This window comes from Acinetobacter sp. YH12239 (assembly GCF_013417635.1).
Lineage (GTDB): Bacteria > Pseudomonadota > Gammaproteobacteria > Pseudomonadales > Moraxellaceae > Acinetobacter.
On record NZ_VPDP01000003.1, the window covers coordinates 34613 to 60536 of the forward strand.

Below are 25924 nucleotides of genomic sequence, written 5' to 3' on the forward strand. Positions count from 1 at the left end.
AAATAAGGCTTAGAAAACAAATTTCTCTACGCAATCCTTAAGTACGCATTGAGCTTAACATGGGTACAACACAATTAATAGAAAAATTTTAGCTAATTATCTAACTAAAACTTGTATATTAATCACACAAATTTAGTGTAAAAATTGCACTAAATTTGAACAGTTCATCTAAATCATTTAATTTTATTCTTAAGTCACACTTTTGCTAGAATAATGACCAACTTTATTATTCAATCTCGTGTTTTACTATGTCTCAAGTGTTAATCGATGCGATGGGTAAACCTTGCCCTTTACCTTTACTGCTACTTAAGAAATCGATGAAACAAAATAGTGCACCTCAGCAATTTTTATTAAAAGCTTCAGATCCGAATAGTCAAATCGATATTCAACGTTATTGTCAGCTACATAAATTGACATGCGCATTTAAACAAGTTTCGGATTCTGAATTTCATTACGTGATTGAATCTTAGGTGTTTTCATCTAAATTAATCATGGATAAATATTGTATTTAAATTTACATTTCACTACCCAAATTCGCTTAATTCTGTATGCTATAAGGATTAAGATGAATGTAATTGGTTTTTTAAACTATTTTCCTATAAGGAGTACTCATGACTGACAGCAGCAATCAATTGATGCCCCTGTCATTGTCTGCGCCCGGGGTCAATTTAGGTGCTTACATTAGTACTGTAAACCAGATCCCTATTTTGACAGCTGAACAAGAAAAAGAGTTAGCTGAACGTTATTTTTATGACCAAGATCTAGACGCGGCTAAAATGCTGGTGATGTCTCACCTTCGTTTTGTTGTGCATATTGCCCGTAGTTACGCAGGTTACGGCTTACCTCAAGGCGATTTAATCCAAGAAGGTAATTTAGGCTTGATGAAAGCCGTAAAACGCTTCGATCCCAATATGGGAGTACGCTTAGTTTCTTTTGCAGTACATTGGATTAAAGCTGAAATCCACGAATATGTTATTCGTAACTGGCGTATTGTTAAAATTGCGACAACTAAAGCTCAACGTAAACTGTTCTTCAACTTAAGAAGCTTAAAAAAATCGAGCAAAAAATTAACGCTCGAGGAAGCGCAATCTATTGCGGCTGATTTAAATGTAACGGCTGAACAAGTTCTTGAAATGGAAGGTCGTTTAACAGCTTATGACGCAGCCTTCGAAGCTCAATCCGATGAAGATGATGAAAGCTCAGTTCATGTCGCTCCTGCGCTTTACTTAGAGGATAATCGTTATGACCCTGCTCGTTTAGCAGAGGAAGAAGATTATGAATCTCAGAGCACCTCTGCTTTACATGAAGCAATGGATCAGCTGGATGACCGTTCACGCAATATTTTACAGCGCCGCTGGTTAGATGATGACAAGTCTACGTTGCATGAATTAGCAGCCGAATATAATGTCTCCGCTGAACGTATTCGCCAGCTTGAAAAAAATGCCATGGACAAGATCAAGATCGCCATGTCATCAAATTAATACGATTCCCAAAAAAAGAGCCACAAGCTCTTTTTTTGTATTTCGCGACATGCAAATTTAAAAAATCGTACGTCATGTATGCTATCGTATGACGCAATTTTTGATTGGGAATAACCTGATGTGGATCTCAATATCAGCCATTAATTTAGCGCTTGCCGTAATACTGGGTGCTTTCGGCGCTCATGGCCTTAAAACTCGTGCAACCGAAGCCCAACTGACATGGTGGCAGACTGCAACTGATTATTTCTTTTATCATGCAATTGGATTACTAATACTCGCACTCATACCGAAAATAATTCCAAACTTTTCAACTCAATTCAGTTTTATCTTCATCCAGTTCGGTATCATTTTATTTTGTGGATCTCTATATCTCATGGCTTTAGGACTCCCACGCGGGTTGGGTGCAATTACACCTCTTGGTGGAGCATTGATGATTATTGGCTGGCTACTTTTAGCATGGCAAGCATTCAAAATTCAGCATTAATTTGAAGGTCATCCGATGAATATTTTTTTAAATGGCGAGTCGATTCAAACGCAATGCCAAAACTTATTAGAACTAGTTCAAGAATTATCGCTTGAAGGTAAACGATTTGCTGTTGAAAAAAATGAAATGATCATTTCAAAAAGCAAACTGGCAGATACCCCTATTTCAGATGCTGACCGTATAGAAATAATTCATGCTGTTGGCGGTGGTTAACTCGGAGTAAATATGGAAGATAGTCCGTTGATCATAGGATCACGTTCATTTAGTTCACGACTATTAGTGGGCACTGGAAAATATAAGGATATGCAAGAAACTGACTTAGCAATCCAAGCCAGTGGTGCTGAGATCGTTACTGTTGCAATCCGTCGCGTAAACATTGGTCAAAATCCAGATCAACCTAACCTGCTCTCAGTGATTCCACCGGAAAAATACACCATTCTTCCCAATACAGCTGGTTGCTTTGATGCCAATAGTGCCATTCGCACTTGTATGCTCGCACGTGAACTTTTAGATGGTCACAATTTAGTCAAGCTTGAAGTATTAGGTGATGAAAAAACGCTTTATCCTAATATTACTGAGACCTTAAAAGCTGCAAGAACATTGATCGATGATGGTTTTGAAATCATGGTTTATACCTCTGATGATCCTATCGTCGCGCAAGAACTTGAGAGTATGGGCTGTGTCGCTATTATGCCTTTGGGGAGTTTAATTGGTTCTGGTTTAGGTATTCTTAATCCACATACCATTTCTATCATCAAAGAAAATGCCAAAGTCCCTGTCTTGGTGGATGCAGGGGTTGGTACAGCTAGTGATGCTGCTATTGCGATGGAATTAGGTTGTGATGGCGTACTCATGAACACTGCGATTGCTGCTGCACAGAATCCGATTCTAATGGCTTCTGCTATGAAAAAAGCCGTTGAAGCTGGACGCGAGGCTTATCTTGCTGGACGTATGCCACGCAAACGTATGGCAAATGCAAGCTCTCCAGAAACTGGATACTTTTTTAAATAAAAAAAACCCACTTTTTAAAAGTGGGTTTTTCTTAACTCACTCGACGATACGAAGGATCATCCAATCCATCAATTTTGATAAAGTTAGGTAAATCTTTTATTCTTTCAATCCAAGCGCGTACATTTGGATAAGGCTCTAGAGAAATATCACCCATAGGTGCTAACGCGACATAGACAAACACTGCGATATCCGCAATAGTTGGTCTATTATTCGCTAACCATTCACGGTCTTTGAGCACACCATCTAAAATAGCCAAAGATTTGTGACCACGTATTTTCGCCTCTTTAAGTGTTTGCTCAGTACTTTCTAATCCCAAACCATTGTATGGACCTTTGAAAGACAATATCGCGCGTGCCGTGAAAACCCCGTATTGAACCCAACTGGCAGCAAAAGCAAGCCAATCTACAATTTTAGCTTGTTCTACTAAATCCTCAGACTACCATGTGTTTTTATCTGAATATTTACCTGCTAAATACACCAAAATTGCGGCAGAATCAGTTAAAACAATATCGCCATCTACTAATGCTGGCACTTCGCCTTTTGGATTAATTTTTAAAAATTTCTCACTATGCTGTTCATCACTGAAATAATCTAGTTCTACAATTCCAAGATCCACTTTCAATAATGCTGCTAACAGACGTACTTTATAACTGTTACCTGATTAGTTGTAAGAATATAATTTCAAACTCATTTTTTAGTCCAGCGATTTAAATACAAAATATAAATATCATATTTAAATCAGCAACTTAAATAATGTTTAGTTCAAAAAATATCATGAATAAAGATATCTAATTTAATGAATTACCACCGAATCTGAAACGAATTATGATGAAAAGTTTGTCTTTTTAATGCTCTCTATTTCTAAATAATCTTTGTAAAATTTCTTTGAAAATTTTAGAGTAAAAAAAGAGCCTTTCGGCTCTTTCTCGAAACAAACGGAACGAAACCTTATATGTTAAGGAATCAATCCTTCATCTCGCATCGCAATCTGTACAGACTGACGCTCTGCAACTTTATTGCGTATATGAATAATATTTTTATAAGGACTCAAGTCATGTTCAATAAGATTCGACCAATTGGTGAGTACAAATAAGTACGCATCTGCAGGTCCAAAATTGTCATCGACCAAATAATCATTATTAGATTCACCAATGGTTTTATCAATAAATGTCAGTAAACGATCAACTTCGGCATACGCTTTTTGTTTTGCATCGTCCGTGAGCGGTGCACCGAAAAACACTGCATAAGCATCGTGTAATTCAGAATTTAGATAACCAAGCCACTCTAATACTTTTGCTCGACCTAATCCAGAAGGTGGGATTAAATCTTGAGCAGGATCATGCTGTGCCAAAAATGGTAAAATTGCGACATTTTCCGTTAAAATTAAGCCAGGATTAATTTCTAGCGCCGGCACATAGCCTTTCGGATTAATTGCGAAGTAATCCTCGCCTTTTTCAGTGGTATGAGTTTTAAGATCAACACGAACCAAATCAAAATCAACATTAATTTCATTTAAAATAATATGCGCTGCGAGTGAACATGCACCTGGCGAATAATACAACTTCATACTTTTTCCTTGTTATCTAACTACTATCATTTTTAAATTGCTTCACGCTTTTTTTCAATAAGAACTGTTTTTTAAATTGCAAGCAAGCGTAAACATCGATGATCTCCTTATGAATATTGTGCAGATTGAATTAATTTTCAAGCTTTTTTCAGCTTTTATTTGTGTGATGTTTTACCATAGCGCTGCTACATTTTTGTGAAAGGCAAATTGTGATTTATTTAAAGAAAGATCAGTGGTTTTCTAACATTCGAACTGACGTACTTGCAGGCTTAGTCGTAGGTTTAGCTTTGATTCCAGAATCAATCGCATTTTCGGCGATAGCTGGCGTTGATCCTCAGGTAGGTCTGTATGCCTCATTCTGTATAGCTGTTACGATCGCCTTCTTTGGTGGTAGGACTGCTATGATTTCGGCTGCTACAGGTGCAATGGCGCTGCTGATGATCACTCTTGTTAAAGAACACGGATTACAATATTTATTGGCAGCTACGATTCTGACAGGTTTAATTCAAATTATCGCTGGATATCTCAAAGTCGCAAAACTCATGCGTTTTGTTTCCCAGTCGGTGGTCTATGGTTTCTTAAATGCTTTAGCGATTCTCATTTTTATCGCTCAATTTCCAGAAATTGCTCAAATGAATAGCTTAGGCTATATATTTTTAGCGATTGGTTTATTGGTCATTTACGCATTTCCCTATTTACCCAAAATCGGAAAAATCATACCATCGCCATTAGTGTGTATTATTGTACTCAGTGTATTGGCACTTTTACTTGGCGCTGACATGAGAACAGTTAGTGATTTAGGTGCATTCCCAGATACCTTGCCTGTATTTTTAGTTCCTGAAATTCCATTCAATCTCGACACTTTACTTATTATTTTACCGTACTCTCTCACGCTCGCCACAGTTGGTTTGCTTGAGACCATGATGACTACGACTGTGATTGATGAAATGACTGAGTCTGAAGGAGATCGTCATCAAGAATGTCGCGGTCAAGGGATCGCGAACATGGTAAGTGGCTTTATGGGGGGTATGGCTGGATGTGCAATGATCGGTCAATCCATCATCAATGTCAGCTCAGGTGCAAGAACAAGATTATCGACATTAGTGGCTGGTGTTTTTTTGCTATGTCTTGTGGTCTTCTTTAAAGATTGGTTGACTTATATTCCTATGGCTGCTTTAGTCGCCATTATGATCATGGTCGCGTTCACGACATTTAATTGGGATTCAGTAAAAAATTTCCGCAAACATCCCGTGCAAAGTAATGTTGTCATGCTTACTGTCGTGGTGATTGTTCTTGCAACACATAACCTTGCTCTAGGCGTATTGATTGGTGTAATTCTGTCAGCCCTATTTCTCATTAATAAACTCGAGAGTGAAGTAAAAGTTCAATCTGAATTAGAAAATCACGTGCGCTACTATACGGTGAAAGGTCAAATATTTTTCAGTAGCGCAGAAATTTTTTATGCATTTTTTGATTTCAAAGAAGATATCAAGCAAGTAGAAATAGATCTCAGCTATGCTCATATTTGGGACATCACTTCTGTCAATATGTTAGCGAATGTCGTGGCTAAATTTGAAGCTCAAGGGACTCAGGTACGTGTGATTGGTTTAAACCAAGCGAGCGTAACATTGATAGAACGTATCTCAAACACTTAAAAAAAGAGCCAAATGGCTTTTTTTTTACTGCTAAGTTTTAGGAATGGTTTCTGCGTCTCCAACCAACCAAGGCTAACAGGCTTAATCCTAAAATGGATAGCCAGTTCAACGAGCCACCACCTGACTTAGTGTCACGCTGTGGCTGCTCAGCATTTGTTGAGCTGTTAAGTTCTAAGTCGACAATCACTGGATCATGATCAGATGATCTAAATGCATGATCTACATAAAAGAGCGACTTCTGCTCTGTAGTCTTAAATTCTTCGTTATAATCTAGGTTCGTTGGCTCATCAGCGTTAATGTGCCATACAAATGCACGCTTAACCGCAGGAAAGAGCGAAGCATCAGCTAAAGCATGATCCAAATTACCTGCTCCACCAAATCCAGCTTTGTTACTGTCGACACCAAATACATAGGTATACGCCTGTTCGCCGAGCCCTACAACTTTGTCCGCCAGTACATTCGTATAATTAGCACGCTCTAAAGCCAAAATTGGATCTTCTTTTGCATAACTATTTAAATCACCAATCAAGAGCGTATTCGTATGACCTGTAATTTGCGTTGGATTCTTTGCAATCCACTGCATGAGTTGTTGTACCGCTTTAACTCGTGTCGCATTCCAACACCCCTGACCATCACCTTGATCCGCATCAGCAGATTGATCATTTGAAGGACAACTACCTTTAGACTTCAAATGATTCGGAATAACCGTAAAGATTTTACCGCCATTCAATGATTGAAAACTCTGAGCAAGCGTCACTCGATTTCTTTGTGACTGGTCATCAAACACTGCAGCAGCGTTAACAGGTTTTACACGCTTACTGTTGTAAATAATCGCAACAGCAATCGCATCATCACCTAATCGATTTGAATTTGGCGGAGTGATATATTTCCACTCCGATCCAAGTGCTCGTGTTAAATATGCAATTGCACTATTTTCACCATAACCATTATTCGCAATTTCCATTAAACCAAATACATCAGCATCGATTTCTTTCATTGCACTGACTATTTTGGCATGTTGCTTCTCAAACTCAGCTTTGCTGCTAGCACCTCGCTCAGTTGGAAAACCATTTAAACCATTATCATAGTTCAAAACATTGAAAGCCACGACACGGGTTTGGTTTGAATTTTTCTGAATCATTGGTGGCCGTGGGTTATTCGCTTTAATTTGGATTTGAGTACGACCTTGTACAGGTTGAATACGCCAAGAATTGAATCGATATTCTAGAATACCCTCAACAGCATTTAACTGATCACCTGCACGTAAGGTATTTAAAGCACTAAACTGACTTGGCAGTGTAGGCGTTAAATTTTGTGCATTATATCCGTCATCAAGTTCAATTTTGGACAAAAGATTTTTTTGCGCCAATGCCGTTGCTTCTGCTGATTTAGCTGGATAAATATTGGTCGGCATAAACAAACGCCCTAGACTTAATGACAGTTGTCCGTAGCGACCATAATTGTAATTTTCACTTACCGTTAATGTTTGAGGTATTTTAACCAACATACCTTGATAACGCTTTGGCGCATGCCCTGAAGCGTTAGTTAAACTCTCAAATGGTAACTCGATTGATAATGGCGTTACCCAAGCGCTTGCCGCTTGATTACAAGTTAAAATATTTTCGGATAAATTATCAATCTGTAACTGATTTTGATATTCAGTTAATCGACCTTTAAGAACGACTTCTTCTCCAACTTTTCCTCCTTTTATAGGACTTGAAGCAGGAGCATATACAAAAATCGCGTTAGTTAGATTGGGTTTTGCTTTGGCATCAGGGGTTTGGATATAGAAACCTGAGAATCCATTCGCATAACGATAATCCGCAGTAATCACCCCCTTCACAGTATAGTTTTGATTCTTAGCTGCTTGTGAGAGTTCAGCGATAGGTGTATTCGCAGAGTTACAACTTAGAGTCGTCGGAGATGGCTCTATTGGTTCATTTGTACTAATCGCTAAATACTGGTTAAAAGCATTGCGATCCGACCATTTAGCCCACTCTTTTTGAATTTCAAAGGGTGCAGATGGATCTATCGAAACAACATCATGTGTTTTCTTAGTACGTTCAAAGCTTAAACCGGTTGCCCAGTTTTGCTGTGTTCCAATCGAACCAAAACGGTCGACAGCCACATTGTTTTTATAGAGAACAATTGCATCATCGCCATTAAATGAAAGGTTAGCAGTTTGCTGAACAGCTTCACCCAATTCAGTTTTTAAATTTGAATGTCCAATTAAAAAGTGCTGCTGAGCTGTTAAAGTTCCTTGCAGCTTGACCGTCAAATTCGCAGTGGTTTGACCATTCGGAAATATTTTTAATTGATACGCGGATAAATCAACAACACCTCCATCTGGATTGTATAGTTCAATACCTTTCTTGTTGTTATTACCATCCACATACTGGCTGATCATGAGTTCAGCATACGACGTTGAACTAAATCCGATCAAACATAAAGATAATGTGAGTTTATTGAACATCCATTTGTTTAGCGTTATTTTATTCATTTTAAGTCTTATTCATTGTTCATATTATTTTCCAAGCCTAGTGTACAGGCATGACAAGTTGATGAACAATTCATGACATTTTGAAAAAGTTCATGAATAGATCGATAAATCATTGATAGCTACGTAGCGCTTTCAGGTAGAAAAAGGTTTGACTTAGGAGTCTCAGGTCTTAAAATACCGCATTCGAATTTTTTCTCATTTGCCAAAGTTATGTCGAACGATCAATTAGACCCGCAAGTTGTAGAATTAGACAACTTGAACGAGCATCGCGAAATTGTCACATTTATGCGCCGTTCATCTCCGTTGAATACTTCTCAACGAACTGCGCTTGAACAATATGGTCACTTAATTTTGGAATATCCTGTTGGTGATTTACGTCAGCAATTTGAGCATCCTGAACGTCCATTGACGGTTGAAATCGGTTTCGGTATGGGGCGCTCTCTTGTACTTATGGCAAAAGCCAATCCTGAACGCAATTATGTCGGCATTGAAGTACATGTTCCTGGCATTGCACAATGTGTATATGAAGCGGGTATGGCTGGTTTGACAAACTTACGTTTACTTGATGCGGATGCAATTCAAGTTTTGCGTGAAATGCCAGATAACAGTATCAATGCAATTCAACTTTATTTCCCCGATCCTTGGCAGAAAAAACGTCACCATAAACGTCGCTTCGTCTCACACGATCGTATGCCTTTAGTTGAAGAAAAACTTGAAATGGGTGGAACATTCCATGCTGCGACCGATTGGGAACCCTATGCAGAATGGATGTTAGATGTATTAGATAACCGCCCTCGTTTAGAAAATATGGCGGGTAAAGGTAACAGTTATCCTCGTCCTGACTGGCGTCCTCAAACTAAGTTTGAACGTCGTGGAATTGAAGAAGGCCATAAAATTAACGACTTCTTATTTAAAAAGATTCAATAATAAAAAAACAGGACTTAAGTCCTGTTTTTTTATTCTGATTGTCTTTTATAAATTTGGTCACTCACCACACTATACACTTGGCTTAAATCCGTACGTCCAGCCTGCGCCAGCATCTCTTGATGCATATGGATAATGTTTTGATCACCACGCATCGCTGGTCCAGTTTGCACCTGCTTTGGGGGATTCAAAGTCGCTTTTTTCGCAGTTTCCAAAATCAAGGGGTACAATAAATTAAAATCGACTTTTTGTGCATCTACGAGCTGCTTAGCGACGTCATAGCAGTAGTTGGTAAAGTTACACGCGAATACTGCTGCTAAATGTAAACTCAAGCGCTGTGTTGAGTCATATTGATAAACCTTTTGACTCAACTCTTTTGCCATTTGAGTCAAGGATGCTAAATCTTGGTCGCTCATTGCTTCAACAAATATTGGCGTACTCAACCAATCAATTTGACTTTCAAAGCTAAAAGTTTGTAGTGGATAGAACACACCTGCACGCGCATGATATTGCGTGATTTTCGAGATATGGGTACTGCCAGACGTATGAACAATTAAAGCCTGAGGAAGCTGTTTTGCAACTTTTTCAGCAACTTCTTCAATTGCCTTATCACTCACCACCAATAATGCAATATCAACGGTGTTTTCGAGATCTTCAATTGCATTGCATGGTCTAGCTCTTACTAAAGCCGCCAACAAATTGGCTTTAGATTGCTCTCGACTAAACACTTGGACAATCTCATGATGCTGACTCAATACCTGAGCCAAATGATGAGCTACGCGCCCTGCTCCAATCACACTAATACGCATATCGCTTCCACATATATTCTGTATACCTAAGCATGCCGATAAAAAAAGGCCGAATCAATTCGCCCTTTTGCTATATTGTAATGAATTAATTAAACACATTGTTTAGGTACACAATTCTCTCATTGGTCTTTTGAATGAAACATTTAGAATATTGCATCTCAACATTTATTTGATTCATTTCATTGTCCCAATATTGATAATGTTGCTGATAAGTTTCACGTTCTTTTTCTGGGATACTCTCAATTGACTTTTGAGAGACCACTTTACAGTCCACGTCACGACGTTCGAACCATTCAGTTTGATCGCTCTTTAGCTGCTCTTTTTGTTCGCTGCTCAAATTATCCCAAGTTAAATTAAGTCGCTCGACAGCTCGTGCTTGCTCTTTATCTAAATCAGATTTTCTCAATTGCATGGCTTTGAGTGCCAAGGCCTTTTGTTTTTGTTGTACTGCCTCATATTCTTCGTAAGCTTTTGATTCATTCTGATTTGCTTTACGAAATGCTTCAAATTGAACAGCATATCTCGTCATACTTGCAGCAATATCTAACAATGCATTATCAGGTTGCACACTCAGCATTAAACCTTCTTTATCCGTCTTGGTAATCTCATAATTCAAAGTGCCTGTGAGCTTATCTTGCCCATAACTGATATTGCCATGAACATCATTAATCCAATGTTGGAGCGTATAACTACCTTCGTCATGTTCACATTCATATTCGCAAGGTTTTTCAAGATATGCATTTTCAGCACGACGTTGAAGTCCCTTCGGCAGGTGGATAACCAACTGGCTTGAACACGTCAGTTTGTTTGTTGCATTTGAAGGATCATTCGTTGTTGTAATCGACTTGAGTTCAAATCTAAGCGATGAGTTGATTTGGGAAAGTAATTTTAAATCTGACTCATACTGATCTGTTGCTTTTAAACGACGCTCTAAAATGTTGTTATATTCCTGTTGCGCAAAGCGTTCAATTTCTTTGACATTCGTAGGAGAAGTACAACTCCAATCAGCAATTTCTACATTCTGTGAGGTGTCTTTGCTTTTCTTATTCAGATCACAACCTGCAACGAAGATGGTAGAGATAATCAAAGCCAATTTAATCTTATACGTCATTTTTTATACCGCATATTTATAATTTTGACATATTTAATCAAATTAAAAACAACAACTCCATCACATTTTTATTTTTTTAAAATTTGATGCGTAAAAGCTAACGCTCAACAACCCTGTTTAATCAATGCCTAACTTAGAGTGAAAATTTTTTGCTGTAATTCAGATGTTCGACTAATCGCCATATTTGTTTCGCAATTCAATCTAAAAACTTCAGGATTATCGGCGCCTTCACTATTTAGTTTGCATTCTAAATTACGCTTTTTAGCCCACAGTTCTTGCTCGTATTGTATTTTTTGGCGTGCTTGAAGTGAAGCTCTACTCCATACAGAATTTAGATCTTCATTAGCTTGATCTAATTTAAGTTGTGCTTCAGCAATAAGAATGGATTGATAATCATCTGAGGTTTTATTTTGATTATTTAAAAGTGCTTGTTTCTTTTGACGATCTAACGCTAAAGCCGTCAAACGTGATGGTTTTAAATGGGCATCTATTAGAACTTTTTGCATAAAACTGGTGAAATGTAGTGCATTCACCAATTGTACAGTTACTTCATGCTCTGAAATTCGTACACTATAATTTAACTCAGTAGAGATCTGATTGTTCTCAAAGTTTAATTGAGAAAGTGCAGCTGATTCTAAAACATTTGACTCTCGATTTAATGCGCGCGATACATCAGCATCCGTCAGATAATTTGATGGTAGTTCAGCAATGATTCTTGCTGTACACATCGTCTGATCAGAGGATCTCAATTTCTTTATTTTATCAATGTTTTCAATTTTAAATTGAACTGGTTTCAAACTACGCTGTAAGAGTTGACCATCTATAATAACTTGATCATTTTCTATAATACTTTTGAGTTGAGTCGCTGAGATATTCGCGATGTCTTTATGGATGACTTGTTCGAGTTTTAATTGCACTTCAGGTTGATCACAACGATTAAAAGCATACATGATTGAATACACTTGTTGGCATCCTGACAATGCACCAACCATGCACAATGTGGTCAATGTTTTCATCCGAAGTTTCATGCTACTCCCCCAATCAAACTCAAGCTCTTGATACCAAACCTCATTGGTTTTGTTTTGATTCTTATTAAAGCTCTCAGTTAAATTTTATTAAAAAATAAATATCTTCATAAAATATACTGAATCATGAATTATTCAATCATCCAAAATAAAAAAGGCCGATATTAATCGACCTTTAAATGATTGAATTCACATTATTTTATGAAAGTACGAATTACCTTACCTTTGACTTTTAGATTAATCAATGGTGTATTTTTACCTTGAGAAATAATAGAAGATTTATCAAGTGTCCATTCCAAATCTGGATCAACCAGCACCCATCCAGCCTGTGCTTTCCATGTCTCAGTCATTTGTGCGACAGCAGCTGGCGCACTCGTTACTTTTTCAACCCACTCTAATGGACTAAATAAACCTTCTTCAATCAATTTGATTCCAAAAGGAACATATGAATCAAAAGCAGTAAAACCTGGCAAAGTCTCTGCAAAAGGTGCCATTTTTGCAGAACTACTGAGTGGTTCATGATGCGTACAAATCGCGTCAATTACCCCAGATTTTACCCCCTGACGAAGTAACTCTTTATCAGATTCTGAACGTAAAGGTGGACGTACATGTGCCAAGGAATTGAATCCATCAATTAAAGATTCCGTAAGATGTAACTGATGCATTGCAACATCACACGTGACTGGCAATCCTTTTTCCTTTGCGATACGTATTAACTCAACCGAAGCACCACAAGACAGTAATCCGAAGTGTGCGCGGACTTTTGTCGCCTCTATCATTAATAGATATTTTGCGATCGCGACCGTTTCTGCCAAAGCAGGAATCATTGGTAAACCTTGGCGTGAAGCAATAAAGCCTTCATGCACACAGCCATCTTTCGCAATTTGAGGCTCTTCAGCATAGAATACGACAGTTAAATTCAAACCTGCAGCATATTCAAGCGTACGAAGCACCACATCGTCATTCGCAAAAGGTGCATTTGCATTTGATACAGCAGTACAACCACCCTTTTTTAAACCCGCCATGTTGGCAGGTTGATTTCCTTGAAGCCCTTGTGTTTGTGCACCTATCACCTCTAGGTAAATCCCGCCATCTAACATTGCCTTTTCAACAAGACCATGAATTAAAGCGCCATTGTCCTGAACGATAGGTTTTGAATCTGGTGGGGTAAATACATGTAAAATGCCATTTTCACGTGCTGCTTTACCTTCAGATTTCAACGTTCCATGCTGTTGTTGACCTGGCTCTCGTAAACGAGCACACAAATCAACCATCGTTGGCATCAGCCATTTGCCTTGCCCATCGATGCTTTCATGAACCTCTGAAGTCGCTTCGATGCGTTTTCCATCTTGAATAAAAATAGTTTCTATTTGATCAGTTTGAGCAATTGGATCTAGGACGCGTACATTTTCGACTTTAACAATAGACATGACTGATTCCTTATACCGCAACTGCTTCAATTAAACCTTGTTCTTGTAACTGACCCTGCATCGCCAGCGCGAGAACCGCCATACGCACCGCAATACCATTGGTCACCTGATTCAAAATCACGGATTGAGGACCATCTGCAATACTTGAATCAATCTCAACACCACGATTCATCGGCCCTGGATGCATCACGATACAATCAGGTTTCGCCAAAGCTAAACGCTCTTTGTTCAGACCATACATTTTGTAAAATTCGGCTTGTGAAGATAATGCAGGAGAATCGATACGTTCATTTTGAATACGTAAAGTAATGATGACATCACAATCCTTAATCCCAGCTTCCATATTATTAAATAGGCGAACACCTTCACCATATTCATCGAAGCCATAAGGAAGTAAAGTATTCGGCGCAATCACACGAATATCTTTACAACCTAATGTTTGCAATGCAGCCACATCAGAACGTGCAACTCGTGAATGTTTAATATCCCCAATGATCGCAATGGAAATATCTTCAAATTTTTTATTGGTTTCACGGCGAATCGTAAGCATATCCAACATTGCTTGTGTTGGATGCGCATGACGTCCATCACCCGCGTTGATAATCGCAACAGTTGGACAAACATCCTTCGCAATAAAATGTGCAGCACCTGATGAAGAATGTCGAACAACAAAGATATCGGCCGCCATTGCTTCTAAATTCCACAATGTATCTCTCAGTGTTTCGCCTTTAGAAGTACTTGAGCGGGCAATATCAATATTGAGTACGTTGGCAGAAAGACGTTTTGCCGCTGCTTCAAATGTCGTTCGTGTACGTGTCGAATTTTCGAAAAACAGATTCATTACCGTTTTGCCTTCAAGCAAATTATTGGTAATGAGCTGATTTTGGTCATTAAAAAAGGACTGTGCAGTGTCCAATATTTTTGTAAGAGTTTCTTTTGAAAGGCCTTCGATGGTGAGGAAGTGTTTGAGATTCCCATCTTGGTTGAGTTGAATCTGGCTCGGTGTATGCAATGCAGCGAAGTGCATGAGAGATTCCTTATACGTTAAGTTAACGTATTATACAGAAATTCTTTTCTAACCGCAGTTTAACTTTTAAACATTAGTTCTTTAAAAACTAGAAACCAATTAAATTTCAAAAATATAATTATTCCAAATACAACCAAGCTGCCATAATTCACGCTTAATACATATATTTGCAACAATTCGAGACCTTTCCAATAATGGAAGTATATCTCCAACTGCAATTTTTATTGGTACATCAGGTATCAGATATTGCATTCTAGCAACTTGTACATTATTGGTGTCTATTTCAATCACTAGGCACTAACTTGAGTAAATTAATGATTGATTTGTGTCGTTGAATAATAAATCCCACCTTTCGGAATATGGTCCTTTCCTCCTTCTTCTAAAGAAAGCCATTAGATAAATACCGAAAATATTTGTTTAGGTTTCATCCTATTTAGCAATAATTTTTTAAAAAATTTAATTTTTATAAGTTTACATGATACTTTTTTTCATGGTCTTTCAATATCTAAAAATATGGACATTACCCCTTTTTTAAATTTATAGGTGCTGTAGTTTAGATTCAACGAGATTGATAACATGAGTCAATTCAACGCCAATAGAATATTCCATCTTTATCAAAAACAACAGATTCTTTCACTGTCTGTCTCTGCCCATTTTTCCAAACACGTGTCTGTATATCCACCTGAAACTTTCCATCATCACGATTGATCCATGCGATAGGTGTTGTTTCAATTCGATCATAATAATTAGAACGATAAAGACCCAACTTCCCCAAATTCATTCCTTCAACTTGACTAATATCAATTTCTTCTAGTAAATCTTGTCCAAATTGCATATAAATTGTGATTTTGTTCTTTCTATCTTGTTTTTGAGTGTCAATCGCTAAGGTCTTTTCGGCGTTCCATAACGCATGTGTTGAAATTTGTGCGTATATTTGCCCTTGAAAGAGAAAAAACAGACTCAATATTAAAGCGATTTTTTTCATATGGTTATTTTTTTGGCATTTTTATTGATTCAATTTAACCATAAAAATGCGCCCAACACATCTGAAGTGAAATAAAGATTAAAATCAATCCCATCCAAATATTAAAAATTCTTGCTCGATTTCCCACATTAAGAAACTGAGCCAATTTTTCCCCTGCATATCCCAAAGCCATAAAGAGACATAGCAGACCATAAAATAAATCGAAACAAAAAGCGCTAAATAAACACTATTCTCTGAAGCTGAAAATAGAGCTATACCTAAAACAGCGGCAATCCAAGCTTTTGGATTCAGCCACTGCATTAAAGCACCTTGCGTAAAATTTGGAATTTTCTCTAGATCTTGTTGATCCGTTTGAATTTTCTCGCCTTTAGCACTTAAAATATTCCAGCCAATCCAAACCAACAGAGCCGTTCCTAACAGCGCAATAGCATCCAAAAGAACCGGATACAATAAAATAATCTGATATAGACCAAAGCAAACTGCTGCAAGTAAAGCAGTAAATCCAATGGTAGCACCTGAAATAAAAGCAAAAGTTTTTCGAACACCAAAGTTCATACTGCTACTGAGAATAGTTAAATTAACAGGTCCAGGAGAGATAGACATCGATAATGAAAAGGTAAACATAGAGAAAATTAAAGCCAGCATATTTTTTTATCTTTTAGTGTATTTTAGTTTTATGGGGCTATATCAACCAGTTTCAATCAATCTTTAAATTTAAATTATTTTTAAAATGGTTGTATCAGCGCATTAAAGCAGTTTTAAAATCAAAAATAAGTTAAAATACGCGATTGCTTTATTTGTCTTTGGGAATGTTCATGAATTCTAAACCTCGTCTTTCTACATATTGGGTTACCTGTGCAGATGGGCTTGAAACCTTACTTCAAGAAGAAATTGAAGGTTTAGGAGTACAAAACGTTGAACGTTTCCCTGGGCGATTGGTTTTCAAAGGTCAATTGGCAGATGCCTACCGCATTTGTATGTGGTCTCGTCTTGCATCACGTGTTTTGACGCCTATCCATACGTTTGAAGTTGAATTTACTCACGATGCACGCGATGTAGCTGAAGAACTCTACGAAGGTGCAAATAGTTTTGACTGGTCGCTTATTTTTGCACCTCAAAGTACATTTGCTGTGCGTTTACATGTCGAACGTGAGATCAAAGTCAACAGCCAATTCGCCACCTTACGTGTGAAAGACGGTATCGTAGATTCCTTCATGGAGGCTGTCGGTAAGCGTCCAAGCATCGATATCAAACAACCAGAAATAACCATTTACGCTTTGGCTGGTAAAAAAGAACATACTTTCTGTTTAGATTTGTCAGGCGATTCATTGCATAAACGTGGCTATCGCCACTATATGACTGATGCACCGATCAAAGAAAACTTGGCTGCAGCCATCCTTCAACATGCACAATTAATTGAAAAGAATCCAGATATTGTTCTTGATCCAATGTGTGGTTCAGGAACATTTATTATTGAAGCTTTGATGATGTTAACTGACCGCGCGCCTGGTTTAGTTCGTCGTTTCGGCTTTAATGGCTGGAATGGTCATGATCATGATCTTTGGATGCAAATTAAAGGTGAAGCTGCGCAACGTCACAAAGTTGCCTTAGAAAAACCGCTTCCAAAATTCTATGCCTTTGACGCAGATTGGGAAGCAGTAAAAGCAACCCAAAATAATATCCGCGCTGCAGGATTTGAGGCATTGCTAGATCAAATTCAAATAGAAGAGCGCACCCTTTCTGATTGGCCAGATTTTAAAGCAGAAGGTAAATCTGTGGTCGTTGTCACCAACCCACCTTATGGTGAGCGTCTTGGGGATAAAGGCTCTAGCCGTTCATTCTATCTTGGTCTATCTGGCTTACTTCAAAAGAATTTTGCCAACCAAACTGCCGCAGTTATTGCAGCTCAAATTGAACAAGCAGACGTGTTGGCATTCAGCGAAACTCAAACACTTCGCTTAATGAATGGTAAGCTACCTATTTATATTCGCTCAGGTAAGATTAAGCCACCTGTTGTGACACAACCTTTCTTAGCTAATTGGCAACCACTTCAATTCGATAAAATTGAAGGTGCTGAAGATTTTACAAATCGTTTGCAAAAGAATATGCAGAATTTGAAAAAATGGGCAGTGAAAGAAAATATCTATTGTTTACGAATTTATGATGCTGATCTACCAGACTTCAATGTCGCTGTAGATCTATATGGTGACCGATTGCATGTTCAAGAATATGCTCCACCAAAATCAATCGATCCTGAAAAAGCGAAAAAACGTTTTAATCTTGCTTTACAAGCAATCCGTGCTGTCACAGGTTTAGGTCGCGATGCCATTTTTATCAAGACTCGTGCTCGTCAGGAAGGTAAAAATCAATACACCAAACAAAGTACTGCCTCTAAACGCTTTATCGTTCAAGAAGGCAAAGCGAAAATTTTGGTTAACCTCACAGATTATTTGGATACTGGCCTTTTCCTCGATCATCGCCAAATTCGCTTACGCATCGCTGCTGAAGCGAAAGGTAAACATTTCCTTAATCTATATAGTTATACCTCAACTGCAAGTTTACATGCTGCGTTAGGTGGTGCTGCGAGCACGACCAGTGTCGACCTTTCAAATACTTATTTGAACTGGTCTAAAGAAAACTTTGTCTTAAATGGTTTAACGGTTGATCATGCTGACCAACAACACCAGTTCTTTGCCAGTGATTGTTTTGAATGGTTAAAAGAAGGTCATGAACAATATGACTTAATCTTTATCGATCCGCCAACGTTCTCGAACTCTAAAAAATTCCATGGTACGTTTGACGTTCAACGTGATCACTTATCCCTGATTAAGCGTGCAATGAATCGTTTAACCACTGGTGGTACACTGTATTTCTCAAATAACTATCGTGGTTTTGAATTAGACGACGAAATCAAAGCATTTTATGACATTGAAGAACTCACCCATGAAACAATTGGTCTAGACTTTAAACGTAATACTAAAATTCACCGTTCATGGAAAATTAGACATCTTCAAGCCTAATGATTTGAGAGCTTGACTAATAAAAAACAGGGCAATTCGTTTGCCCTTTTTTATTTTCTTAAATTTTTTGAAGGTGAATATTCCTTTGTCACAATAATGGTTGGATCTGTGGAAACATAGACAGTACGTGGTAGCGTATCATAAGGATAATACGTCAGTGGTTTAATGGTTTTGCTAATCTGATCAGGATCTGCTTTTTTGCTCAATTCAAAATCAGAAACCGCATTTGAAACCAATTGCTTCTGATTAAATTCTTCTGCTTGAGTCTGAGCCAAATATTGTTGATTTTGTATTTGTACCTCAGCGCTCTGTAATACTTCTTTTTTTAATTCTTGCACTAAATTTTCATTCAAATTCTGATCAATCATTTGCTGTTCGATGAGTTCAGATTCATCTAATTGCTGTGCAGTTACCCATTGAAAACTACTCATCAGCATGCCAGAAATTAAAATTGACTGTCGAAAAATAACGCTTATAAATTCCATTTTTTATCTCGAAAATTATTATTGTAATTTTATTTATATATTTATTAATTACAGCTAATCAAGTGCGTTCACCCGCATTCCGATGAACGCACCATATTCTTAAATACGACTCACTTCAAAGTAAGAGTATTTAGAACGATCAATCACGTCATAGGGTTTACTTTCATAACTATGAAGCGTGTGAACTGCTTTCATTTTATGTGATGAACACTGCTCTAGAACTTGCTTACGTGGGTCATTCTCAACCACAGTCACACAAAATGATGTTTTACCCTGAGCTTTCACTAATGTGTTTACATTGGTCAGCATAAACTTTAGTACGTCTAACGCACTTGGATCACAGAGGAAACTATGCGTCATGAGATAATCAAAGGATTGCCCTTCTTCGGGAAGCGTTAATTGTCCAGTAATTCGAGCATAAGTGTTATAGACAGGTTTTAACAGTTTTAACGTTGTAGAATAACTCGCCACTTTAGTTTGTTTGAAATCTTTTTGATCCCACAAACCAAATAAACCTACGATTTTATGATCTGAATTGAGTACTAAATGAAAGTCTTCTAACCTCAGCCCATACCAAAAAGGATGATTAGCTTCCAATAACACTTTAAAGTCATAATCAGGTAAAAAATTATAATGGGACGCCATTTCTTGTATAAAACCATTGACCGCATCAATCTTATCTATGGTCATTGTTTGAAGGCGAAGTTCAGCAGACTGCTTAAACTTAGGTACCTTAGAAATGGTAAAAGTAGTCATCGAATCAAAGATATAAGGTAAAGCGTATCCCTCTCTTTCTCGATGCATCATATTACGAGCTACTTTATTATCTTCTAAAATCACGCTTTGGAAGATAATTTCACGAGGGAAACATTCAAAAATGTATTCCATAAATACATTAAACGCTTTTTTACCCCGAGCTGTAAGTTTGATTCGTAAATCTGATACATAGCGTAATTGTTCAGTGACGCCATTGATCCAATACGATTTCCAACCGATGTTCATCATGGCAATAATTAGATCAGGCTGATCTTGATGTACGACAACCAAAATTTCAGGCTTATTATATTGTGCATGTGTAGCCCGAAAATAACTCGGTTTCCGCTCAAATGAAATTACCATACCGTTACTCGGCATACTTTCAGAAATCAGCTCAATCAATTGAGGATCATCTTGCTCCGCAGCATAACGTAGATAAAATTCAGGCGAGGTTTTTGATCGATATAGTAAATTTTGCTCTGTCATTTTTAAATTCTTAAATAAATTTCATTTTCTTCAACGGTTCTGGCTTGATATTCCCCTCAATCATGCCATTGCGCATTGCGATTGTCTTATATTCATGCCATGCATCTTCCACATGCATCACGCGTGCTTCATCTAATTGCCCTAAATTACGTGCCAACTCATAGTGAAAATTTTGTTTTAGCAATTGATCTAACTGTTGATCGGACGGCTGCCCACTCAAACTACCCTCAGAAAGCAAAACATAATAAGGTTTGGATTCGGTCTGTTCTATTCCGAGTAAACTAATGGGTAAAAAACCGTTTTGTTTAAATGTATCGATCACACTCAAAGCAACAGATTGATCAATCTTTTCTCCGACCAAATCAACTGTCATCTTTCGACCGAGAAATTTAAAGCACGGAATGCCCTGATAAAAAGAATCAACCAATAATTCATCATCAATAATGTAGCGTTTTAGGCCAGACCCTGTCGTAATAATCGGACTCACGATTTGACCTGGTTTAAGCTGCCAAGCAGGGTAAATTTGCTGAGTACCTAAATCTTGAAACTCATAAAAATGAGCTTGATACATCAAGGGATAATGATCATCTAAAGGTATAGTCACCACCCCTTCAGTGGCCCAAAGCCCTTTACCTTCAAAACTTAGACCCTTAATTTTGGTTTTTAAAATTTGTGCCCAGTGCTGTGCGCTTGCGGTATCCCAAGATGAAATTAAAAATAGCTTTGGCCACAATTTTTTCCAACAAGTCGGATCTTCCAAATCTAATCGTTCTAGAATCTGGCTACGTTTTACTGATTTTTTGATTTTTAAAAAATCTAAACTTTGACGACTCCACTGACCAGTCGATAAAACCTCAACGATTTCACTCTTATTTTCTTGGATAATTTCGATCAGTTGCAGTGCAAAAGTTGGGCTCCACACTGAAATCATGCCGAGATTTTCATCTCTGACTAAATATACAGCCGTAGCGAACATCGCATCTTCAGCAGTTTCTGCCAAAGCAATGTCAGCAGGGACTGCTTGCGTAATTTGAGTTAAAATTCGTTTTGAAAAAGAAAGTAAAGCACTATCATCATTTAAATTATGAGTGGTCGTGATTTGACGCTGGCTTTCAGGCAACCAAGATACAGACCAATAGTGTGTTGTACGTTTTAATTCAGGATAACGACGATATAAACTCGTGAGCCATAAACCAATCGCCTGATCTATTTCACCTAAAAATTGTTGGGTATATGGAATAAATTTGAGTGCTTCACTTGAACCACTTGTAGGCTGGAATCGGATAATTTTACTTTTATTAAGTAAATTTACGCCTTGATTACGTGATGCTTCAACTTTCTGCTTCCAATCAGCATAACGTGTTACTGGAAAATGTTGAGCAAACGACTCATATTCCATCTTTGGATCATCACATATAACTTTTAATTTATCACGCTGAACTTTTTCCAATTGATCAGCGTATTGATAAAAGTCTTTAAATGATTTTTTACAGGCCAAATTTAAAACTTGATGAGCTGCAAATATCACAGACATTAGGCCACCTTAGAATCTTGATCTTGATCTTTGGTTTGAGCCGATTTAGATAATTTATCTTTATTCAGATTCGACTTATTTTTTTTGAGCGATGATTTTTTCACAAACCTTACCGCTGTTTGCAAAATATCAACCCAACGCAGCTCACCAATACACGGTAATTCAGTACCTTGAACCCAAGATGGATTGCATTCCTCAAAAAACTCAATTTTACGATTTTTCTGGCGCATTTCTTCTGTTATTGGGGCCACATCAGGTTTCAGACACTGATAGTTTTCTCCAAAATCAATCAGCTTTGATTCATCATCATAGTATTCTGCAAAATACTCACGACAATACGCTTCAACATAATCTTTTAAATATTCATCTTTATTTTCTGGATTTGGATAATAGTGATAATAATTATTTGCAAGAAGTAAGTAGGTCTTAAAGCCCTTTGAGATCAGCATCCAATAGATCGGTACACCCGTATGACGTAATTTGAAGGTCATTACATAACGGAACATCGCACGTTGTAATGCTCGACTACCCCAATACGCCTCCTCAATAATGGTATCACCACTAAAAAAAGCATGGGCAGTTTTACCATTCACGGTAAAATTTCGCTCCATTACAGTTGAGAAACCCACTAAAAAATCTTTTTTGGGTTCTCGAATGATAAACACACCAGTCTTTTCCAGAAGGTCTCTTTCAAAAATTTCAAAGACTGTATTCGAATAATAGTTACTGTAAATATTGAACATCTTTTCAATATCACGGGATTTTAAATCTTTTACCTTAACAAACTCACTATAAGGTTCTTTTTTTAATTTTCGGAGTCGTTTTAATTCTAGCATATTGATCCCATTAAGCTAAACAATGAATTCCTTTTGCGAATCAATAAACAAATTAAACATTTATTCACAAAAATATTGAGTGCAATCTTATACTTAATAGATTTGAGTAGCAATTTTATTAAAAATAAATTTATTATTTTTAAATCACTTAAATGAAAAAAAACCTGAACGAATTCAGGTTTTCTAAGTTTGTTTATTAAATTCTAATTTAATTTAAGTTTACTAAAACTAAAATTTCCATCAGTGCTTTGTATAACAATTGTATCTCCTGGCAAAAATTCTCCCGCCAAGATTTTTTGAGCCAATGTATTTTCAACCTTTTGTTGAATAGCACGTTTAAGTGGTCGAGCCCCATAGATTGGGTCATATCCTGCCTCAATTAATTCATCGAAAGCAGTGTCATCTACAGTCAAACTTAAATCACGATCAGCCAAACGAGCACGTAAGCGATCTAACTGAATATCCGCGATACCTCGAATCTGCGATTTTTTCAGTGCATGGAAGATTACAAGCTCATCAATTCGGTTAATAAACTCTGGTCTAAAATGCTCAGAAACAGCAGCCATCACAACACTGCGTACATCTTGTTCCGTCGCCATGTCACCTAATTCGCGCACTTCATTTGAACCTAAGTTTGAAGTCATGACGATCACTGTATTTTTAAAATCCACCACACGCCCTTGCGAATCAGTCAAGCGACCATCGTCAAGTACCTGAAGCAGAATGTTAAATACATCTGGATGAGCCTTCTCTACTTCATCAAATAACACCACGCTATAAGGCTTACGGCGTACTGCTTCAGTTAGCACACCACCCTCTTCATAACCAACATAACCAGGAGGTGCTCCCACCAAACGACTAACAGAATGTTTCTCCATAAATTCAGACATATCGATACGAATCATGGCATCGTCACTGTCGAATAAGAAGTTTGCTAAAGCTTTAGTTAACTCAGTTTTCCCGACACCTGTTGGACCTAAAAATAAGAATGAACCACTTGGGCGATTTGGATCTGAAAGTCCAGCACGTGAGCGTCGTACAGCATTAGAAACTGCAACTACCGCTTCATCTTGACCTACGACGCGGTTATGTAAAAATGTTTCCATACTGAGTAATTTTTCACGCTCACCCTGTAGCATTTTTGCTACTGGAATTCCTGTTGCTGCACTTACAACTTCAGCAATTTCATTGTCCGTCACTTTATTACGCAATAATTTAGGTTCAACTTTCTCTTCAGATGCTTCTTCACTGAGTCGTTTCTCCAAATCAGGAATAACACCGTATTGAAGCCGAGCCATTTCAGCTAGATCATTTTCACGTTGTGCCTTTTGCATCGCAATACGTGCTTGATCAAGCTCCGCCTGAGTTTGTTGATCGCCTTGGACCAAACGCTTTTCAGAAATCCACACTTCTTCAAGATCGCTGTATTCCTTCTCCACTTCAGCAATTTGTTTTTCTAAGTATGAAACTTCAGCTTTACTTCCTGCATCTTCGTCTTTTTTTACAGCCTCAAGCTGTAATTTGAGTTGAATAAGACGACGCTCTAATTTATCTAGAGACTCAGGTTTTGAATCAAGCTCCATCTTAATTCGAGATGCCGCCTCATCAATTAGATCAATCGCTTTATCTGGTAGTTGACGATCTGTAATGTAGCGATGTGACATTTTAGCTGCAGCAATGATGGCAGAATCTAAGATTTTGACACCATGATGTACTTCATAGCGCTCTTTTAATCCACGTAAAATCGCAATCGTGTCTTCAACGCTAGGCTCGTCAACCAATACTTTCTGGAAACGACGTTCAAGTGCTGCATCTTTTTCAATGAATTGTCGATATTCATCTAAAGTTGTAGCACCTACACAACGTAATTCTCCGCGTGCTAAAGCAGGTTTCAACATGTTACCTGCATCCATTGCACCGTCGCCTTTACCTGCACCGACTAGAGTGTGCAACTCATCGATAAACAGAATAATTTCACCATCATGTTTAGCAAGATCTTTTAATACTGCTTTTAAGCGCTCTTCAAATTCACCACGATATTTTGCACCAGCTAAAAGCGATCCAAGATCAAGTGATAAGACACGTTTATTTTTTAAACTTTCAGGCACTTCTCCATTGACGATACGCTGTGCTAAACCCTCAACAATGGCAGTTTTACCAACACCCGGCTCACCAATCAAAACAGGATTATTTTTTGTACGGCGTGATAAAACTTGGACTGTTCGACGAATTTCATCATCTCGCCCAATCACTGGATCAAGCTTGCCAGAAAGTGCTCGCTCAGTGAGATCAATGGTGTATTTGTTTAATGAATCACGTTGATCTTCATGATTGTTACTCATGACTTTTTCATCACCTCGAACTTTAGTTATCGCCGCTTTTAAACCTGCGGATTGAACACCAACCGCATTTAAAATAGTTTTGGTTGCACCTGTTTCTGCTAAACCAAGTAACACCCAATCTGTTGAAAGAAACTCATCACCCGATTTTTGTGCATAACTATCTGCTAAGTTAAGCGCTTTAACCGCATCTGGACTCAGATTAATATCACCAGTTGGATGAGCAAGTGTTGGTGCATCAGCAAGCGCTTGTTGCAACTTTGTGCTTAATTCTCGTAAATTCGCCCCTGCCTGCTGCAACAAACTCATATTTGATGGCTCTTCAAGCAGGGTCGATAGTATATGGATGCCTTCAATCGCTGTATGATCCTTGCCCATTGCTAAAGATTGCGCATCAGATAAGGCTTGCTGTAAGCGATTTGTAAATTTTTCAAAACGCATTATTATTTTCCTCACAAC

The 25924-nt window shown here is 37.8% G+C and carries 23 protein-coding genes and 1 pseudogene; 8 read left to right on the forward strand and 16 right to left on the reverse strand.

Annotation, left to right across the window (positions count from 1 at the left end):
• The first annotated feature begins 248 nt into the window (after positions 1-248).
• From FTV17_RS04365 to FTV17_RS04385, 5 genes are all read left to right on the forward strand, one after another.
• Positions 249-470 (forward strand): sulfurtransferase TusA family protein, encoded by a 222-nt coding sequence (locus tag FTV17_RS04365; protein WP_035265917.1) that lies wholly within the window; start codon positions 249-251, stop codon positions 468-470.
• A gap of 141 nt (positions 471-611) precedes the next feature.
• Complete coding sequence (rpoH, locus tag FTV17_RS04370) at positions 612-1481, forward strand: RNA polymerase sigma factor RpoH (RefSeq protein ID WP_035265916.1); 870 nt, start codon at positions 612-614, stop codon at positions 1479-1481.
• A 118-nt stretch (positions 1482-1599) separates the two neighbouring features.
• Positions 1600-1965: a DUF423 domain-containing protein gene (locus tag FTV17_RS04375; protein ID WP_179998535.1), complete on the forward strand. Its 366-nt coding sequence runs from the start codon at positions 1600-1602 to the stop codon at positions 1963-1965.
• Positions 1966-1980: 15 nt separating this feature from the next.
• Entirely contained in the window at positions 1981-2178 is a 198-nt protein-coding gene (gene thiS, locus FTV17_RS04380; protein ID WP_035265912.1) for a sulfur carrier protein ThiS, read from the forward strand.
• Between the two features lie 12 nt (positions 2179-2190).
• On the forward strand, positions 2191-2976 hold the full coding sequence (locus FTV17_RS04385; RefSeq protein WP_092766137.1) for a thiazole synthase: 786 nt from the start codon (positions 2191-2193) through the stop codon (positions 2974-2976).
• 31 nt (positions 2977-3007) lie between these two features.
• Here the strand turns inward: FTV17_RS04385 and FTV17_RS04390 are convergent, their stop codons facing one another.
• From FTV17_RS04390 to FTV17_RS04400, 3 genes and pseudogenes are all read right to left on the reverse strand, one after another.
• Complete coding sequence (locus tag FTV17_RS04390) at positions 3008-3319, reverse strand: glutathione binding-like protein (protein WP_179998329.1); 312 nt, start codon at positions 3317-3319, stop codon at positions 3008-3010.
• A gap of 93 nt (positions 3320-3412) precedes the next feature.
• Positions 3413-3619: pseudogene (locus FTV17_RS04395) on the reverse strand (glutathione S-transferase family protein); the annotation flags it as partial.
• 312 nt (positions 3620-3931) lie between these two features.
• Positions 3932-4543, reverse strand: coding sequence for a glutathione S-transferase N-terminal domain-containing protein (locus FTV17_RS04400; protein WP_179998331.1), 612 nt, complete (start codon positions 4541-4543; stop codon positions 3932-3934).
• 209 nt (positions 4544-4752) lie between these two features.
• Here FTV17_RS04400 and FTV17_RS04405 point away from each other — a divergent pair, with 209 nt between their 5' ends.
• The gene (locus tag FTV17_RS04405; RefSeq protein ID WP_179998332.1) at positions 4753-6198 is read left to right on the forward strand and encodes a SulP family inorganic anion transporter; all 1446 of its coding nucleotides are present in this window, start codon (positions 4753-4755) and stop codon (positions 6196-6198) included.
• Positions 6199-6235: 37 nt separating this feature from the next.
• On the opposite strand, the gene FTV17_RS04410 is transcribed toward FTV17_RS04405, so the two are convergent.
• Positions 6236-8698 carry an ExeM/NucH family extracellular endonuclease gene (locus tag FTV17_RS04410; RefSeq protein ID WP_257219885.1) on the reverse strand — a complete coding sequence of 821 codons (2463 nt, stop codon included), beginning with the start codon at positions 8696-8698 and terminating at the stop codon, positions 6236-6238.
• A gap of 210 nt (positions 8699-8908) precedes the next feature.
• Between FTV17_RS04410 and trmB the strand changes: the two genes are divergently transcribed.
• On the forward strand, positions 8909-9625 hold the full coding sequence (gene trmB / locus FTV17_RS04415) for a tRNA (guanosine(46)-N7)-methyltransferase TrmB (RefSeq protein ID WP_035265903.1): 717 nt from the start codon (positions 8909-8911) through the stop codon (positions 9623-9625).
• Positions 9626-9654: 29 nt separating this feature from the next.
• Here trmB and FTV17_RS04420 read toward each other — a convergent pair whose 3' ends face one another.
• The 7 genes from FTV17_RS04420 to FTV17_RS04450 form a co-directional block, all read right to left on the reverse strand.
• Positions 9655-10431 carry a Rossmann-like and DUF2520 domain-containing protein gene (locus FTV17_RS04420; RefSeq protein WP_179998333.1) on the reverse strand — a complete coding sequence of 259 codons (777 nt, stop codon included), beginning with the start codon at positions 10429-10431 and terminating at the stop codon, positions 9655-9657.
• An 85-nt stretch (positions 10432-10516) separates the two neighbouring features.
• Complete coding sequence (locus tag FTV17_RS04425) at positions 10517-11542, reverse strand: DUF1311 domain-containing protein (protein ID WP_179998334.1); 1026 nt, start codon at positions 11540-11542, stop codon at positions 10517-10519.
• Positions 11543-11670: 128 nt separating this feature from the next.
• Complete coding sequence (locus FTV17_RS04430) at positions 11671-12570, reverse strand: lysozyme inhibitor LprI family protein (protein WP_179998335.1); 900 nt, start codon at positions 12568-12570, stop codon at positions 11671-11673.
• A gap of 191 nt (positions 12571-12761) precedes the next feature.
• The gene (locus FTV17_RS04435) at positions 12762-13997 is read right to left on the reverse strand and encodes a dihydroorotase (RefSeq protein ID WP_179998336.1); all 1236 of its coding nucleotides are present in this window, start codon (positions 13995-13997) and stop codon (positions 12762-12764) included.
• Between the two features lie 10 nt (positions 13998-14007).
• A complete protein-coding gene (locus tag FTV17_RS04440) occupies positions 14008-15024 on the reverse strand; it encodes an aspartate carbamoyltransferase catalytic subunit (RefSeq protein ID WP_035265895.1) in 1017 nt (338 codons plus the stop codon).
• Between the two features lie 586 nt (positions 15025-15610).
• On the reverse strand, positions 15611-16009 hold the full coding sequence (locus tag FTV17_RS04445) for a hypothetical protein (RefSeq protein ID WP_179998337.1): 399 nt from the start codon (positions 16007-16009) through the stop codon (positions 15611-15613).
• 84 nt (positions 16010-16093) lie between these two features.
• On the reverse strand, positions 16094-16654 hold the full coding sequence (locus tag FTV17_RS04450) for a LysE family translocator (RefSeq protein ID WP_257219886.1): 561 nt from the start codon (positions 16652-16654) through the stop codon (positions 16094-16096).
• Between the two features lie 170 nt (positions 16655-16824).
• Here FTV17_RS04450 and rlmKL point away from each other — a divergent pair, with 170 nt between their 5' ends.
• On the forward strand, positions 16825-19029 hold the full coding sequence (rlmKL, locus tag FTV17_RS04455) for a bifunctional 23S rRNA (guanine(2069)-N(7))-methyltransferase RlmK/23S rRNA (guanine(2445)-N(2))-methyltransferase RlmL (protein WP_179998338.1): 2205 nt from the start codon (positions 16825-16827) through the stop codon (positions 19027-19029).
• 50 nt (positions 19030-19079) lie between these two features.
• Here rlmKL and FTV17_RS04460 read toward each other — a convergent pair whose 3' ends face one another.
• The 5 genes from FTV17_RS04460 to clpB form a co-directional block, all read right to left on the reverse strand.
• A complete protein-coding gene (locus tag FTV17_RS04460; protein ID WP_179998339.1) occupies positions 19080-19460 on the reverse strand; it encodes a hypothetical protein in 381 nt (126 codons plus the stop codon).
• A 153-nt stretch (positions 19461-19613) separates the two neighbouring features.
• Positions 19614-20756 (reverse strand): GNAT family N-acetyltransferase, encoded by a 1143-nt coding sequence (locus FTV17_RS04465; RefSeq protein ID WP_179998340.1) that lies wholly within the window; start codon positions 20754-20756, stop codon positions 19614-19616.
• Between the two features lie 10 nt (positions 20757-20766).
• Entirely contained in the window at positions 20767-22290 is a 1524-nt protein-coding gene (locus tag FTV17_RS04470; RefSeq protein ID WP_179998341.1) for a GH3 auxin-responsive promoter family protein, read from the reverse strand.
• The gene (locus tag FTV17_RS04475) at positions 22290-23126 is read right to left on the reverse strand and encodes a hypothetical protein (protein WP_179998342.1); all 837 of its coding nucleotides are present in this window, start codon (positions 23124-23126) and stop codon (positions 22290-22292) included. Before FTV17_RS04475 ends, FTV17_RS04470 begins: the two co-directional genes overlap by 1 nt.
• Before the next feature lie 203 nt (positions 23127-23329).
• Positions 23330-25906, reverse strand: coding sequence for an ATP-dependent chaperone ClpB (gene clpB / locus FTV17_RS04480; RefSeq protein ID WP_179998343.1), 2577 nt, complete (start codon positions 25904-25906; stop codon positions 23330-23332).
• Between the last annotated feature and the right edge of the window lie 18 nt (positions 25907-25924).

Excerpts from the sequence above, each read along its gene's own strand:
- FTV17_RS04365 (WP_035265917.1), top strand. The coding sequence starts at position 249 with ATGTCTCAAGTGTTAATCGATGCGATGGGTAAACCTTGCCCTTTACCT.
- rpoH (WP_035265916.1), top strand. The coding sequence starts at position 612 with ATGACTGACAGCAGCAATCAATTGATGCCCCTGTCATTGTCTGCGCCC.
- FTV17_RS04375 (WP_179998535.1), top strand. The coding sequence starts at position 1,600 with ATGTGGATCTCAATATCAGCCATTAATTTAGCGCTTGCCGTAATACTG.
- thiS (WP_035265912.1), top strand. The coding sequence starts at position 1,981 with ATGAATATTTTTTTAAATGGCGAGTCGATTCAAACGCAATGCCAAAAC.
- FTV17_RS04385 (WP_092766137.1), top strand. The coding sequence starts at position 2,191 with ATGGAAGATAGTCCGTTGATCATAGGATCACGTTCATTTAGTTCACGA.
- FTV17_RS04400 (WP_179998331.1), bottom strand. The coding sequence starts at position 4,543 with ATGAAGTTGTATTATTCGCCAGGTGCATGTTCACTCGCAGCGCATATT.
- FTV17_RS04410 (WP_257219885.1), bottom strand. The coding sequence starts at position 8,698 with ATGAATAAAATAACGCTAAACAAATGGATGTTCAATAAACTCACATTA.
- trmB (WP_035265903.1), top strand. The coding sequence starts at position 8,909 with ATGTCGAACGATCAATTAGACCCGCAAGTTGTAGAATTAGACAACTTG.
- FTV17_RS04420 (WP_179998333.1), bottom strand. The coding sequence starts at position 10,431 with ATGCGTATTAGTGTGATTGGAGCAGGGCGCGTAGCTCATCATTTGGCT.
- FTV17_RS04425 (WP_179998334.1), bottom strand. The coding sequence starts at position 11,542 with ATGACGTATAAGATTAAATTGGCTTTGATTATCTCTACCATCTTCGTT.
- FTV17_RS04430 (WP_179998335.1), bottom strand. The coding sequence starts at position 12,570 with ATGAAACTTCGGATGAAAACATTGACCACATTGTGCATGGTTGGTGCA.
- FTV17_RS04435 (WP_179998336.1), bottom strand. The coding sequence starts at position 13,997 with ATGTCTATTGTTAAAGTCGAAAATGTACGCGTCCTAGATCCAATTGCT.
- FTV17_RS04440 (WP_035265895.1), bottom strand. The coding sequence starts at position 15,024 with ATGCACTTCGCTGCATTGCATACACCGAGCCAGATTCAACTCAACCAA.
- FTV17_RS04445 (WP_179998337.1), bottom strand. The coding sequence starts at position 16,009 with ATGAAAAAAATCGCTTTAATATTGAGTCTGTTTTTTCTCTTTCAAGGG.
- FTV17_RS04450 (WP_257219886.1), bottom strand. The coding sequence starts at position 16,654 with ATGCTGGCTTTAATTTTCTCTATGTTTACCTTTTCATTATCGATGTCT.
- rlmKL (WP_179998338.1), top strand. The coding sequence starts at position 16,825 with ATGAATTCTAAACCTCGTCTTTCTACATATTGGGTTACCTGTGCAGAT.
- FTV17_RS04460 (WP_179998339.1), bottom strand. The coding sequence starts at position 19,460 with ATGAGTAGTTTTCAATGGGTAACTGCACAGCAATTAGATGAATCTGAA.
- FTV17_RS04465 (WP_179998340.1), bottom strand. The coding sequence starts at position 20,756 with ATGACAGAGCAAAATTTACTATATCGATCAAAAACCTCGCCTGAATTT.
- FTV17_RS04470 (WP_179998341.1), bottom strand. The coding sequence starts at position 22,290 with ATGTCTGTGATATTTGCAGCTCATCAAGTTTTAAATTTGGCCTGTAAA.
- FTV17_RS04475 (WP_179998342.1), bottom strand. The coding sequence starts at position 23,126 with ATGCTAGAATTAAAACGACTCCGAAAATTAAAAAAAGAACCTTATAGT.
- clpB (WP_179998343.1), bottom strand. The coding sequence starts at position 25,906 with ATGCGTTTTGAAAAATTTACAAATCGCTTACAGCAAGCCTTATCTGAT.